Origin of the sequence: Bradyrhizobium sp. SBR1B, assembly GCF_014198205.1 — a bacterium.
GTDB lineage: Bacteria > Pseudomonadota > Alphaproteobacteria > Rhizobiales > Xanthobacteraceae > Bradyrhizobium.
On the sequence record NZ_JACIHC010000076.1, the window covers coordinates 1 to 1529 of the forward strand.

The 1529-nt window shown below is 61.5% G+C and carries 1 protein-coding gene, 1 pseudogene and 1 other annotated feature; the gene and the pseudogene both read right to left on the minus strand.

Going from position 1 to position 1529, the window contains the following annotated elements; all coding sequences use genetic code 11:
* Positions 1-152 precede the first annotated feature (152 nt).
* A pseudogene (locus GGD61_RS40130) lies at positions 153-904 on the minus strand (IS3 family transposase); the annotation flags it as partial.
* Positions 504-620 (minus strand) — a sequence feature (AL1L pseudoknot). (Overlaps the previous pseudogene by 117 nt.)
* A gap of 47 nt (positions 905-951) precedes the next feature.
* A partial coding sequence (locus GGD61_RS40135; protein ID WP_246786232.1) for a DDE-type integrase/transposase/recombinase occupies positions 952-1529 on the minus strand: 578 nt, incomplete at its 5' end.

Genomic DNA, 1529 nt, shown 5'->3' on the forward strand with positions numbered 1-1529 from the left:
TCCCCTTTACCTGCGGGCTACGTCACCCTGCCAGTTGACGACAGGTCACCGCCGCTTGGGCTCATGTCCCCTCACAGCAGGGAACAAGTCATTTTCAGTCCTCCTTTCTCTTTTGCATTCCAGTCATACGCTTCCCCAACTGAGGGGCGAGGCGCACCATAAGTGAAGTCGGAGAGCCAAAGGACGTTCGGCCTCGACGCCTTGAACTGGCGGTTGACGTGATCCAGCGGGCATGGCGCGGCCTTGTCGCTGATCGTGGTCCTGACGGGTTTGCCGCGGATCACCCCTTGCAAACCCATGTCCCGCATCAGTCGCGACACTGTGCAACGGGCAACATCGAAGCCTTCGCGCTTGAGCTGTCGCCAGACCTTGCGCACGCCATAGACGGAGAAGTTCTGATCGAAGACGCGTCGAACCTCGATCTTCAGCGCCCCGTCCTGCCGGGCACGCGCCGACAGCTTGGCGGGATCGCGCCGTTTGGCCACATGGGCATGGTAGGTCGAGGGGGCGATCGGCAAGACCTTGCAGATCGGCTCGACCCCATGCGCCCCACGATGCTCGTCAATGAAGGCGATCATGGCTTGGACCGGCGGTCGAGCTCCGCCATCGCAAAATATGCGCTCGCCTTGCGCAAGATCTCGTTGGCTTGCCGGAGCTCACGGTTCTCCCGTTCCAGGGCCTTCAGCCTCTCGGCCATCTCGGTTGGAACGCCGGCCCGCTGCCCGCTGTCGACCTCGGCCTTCTGGACCCAGTCATGCAGCGTCTGCGGGGTGCAGCCGATCTTGGTCGCGATCGAGGTCACTGCCGCCCACCGCGACGGGTGCTCGCCGGCGTGATCCAGAACCAGCCGAACCGCTCGATCGCGGACTTCAGGTGAAAACTTGTTCGTCGTCTTGCTTGTCATGGCTCCATCCTCTCAGGAGTTGGAGCCTCCGGCAAACCCGGGGCGGTTCAGTTTCGTTCTGCGAGGATCGCCTCAGCCCTGCCGAAGTAGACATCGGCTGGCGTGAGGTTGTCGATACTCTCATGATAGCGGACGTGATTATAGTGTTCGACGAAGGCTCCTACTTGACGCTCGAGATCACCGGGTAGGTAATAGTTGTCGAGCAGGATGCGATTCTTCAGCGTCTGATGCCAGCGCTCGATCTTTCCCTGGGTCTGAGGATGGTACGGAGCGCCGCGCACGTGCTGCATGCCCTTCTGGTCGAGCCACTCGGCCAGATCATCCGCTACGTAACTCGAACCATTGTCGCTGAGAAGCCTTGGCCGGTGCGCGACGGCGATGTGGTCAAGGCCGGATGCGGCGAGTGCCTGGTCGAGGGTGGCTGTGACATCGGAAGCGCACATGGTGGGACCAAGCCTCCAGGCCACGATGTAGCGCGACAAGTCGTCAAGCACGGTCGAGAGATAGTACCACCCCCATCCGGTGATCTTGAGTGGAGTAAGAAGCGCGAGCGCGCTTCTCCTCCCCGAACCGTACGTGCACCTTTCAGCGCATACGGCTCTCTGTTCAAAGCTTGGCCCATGGC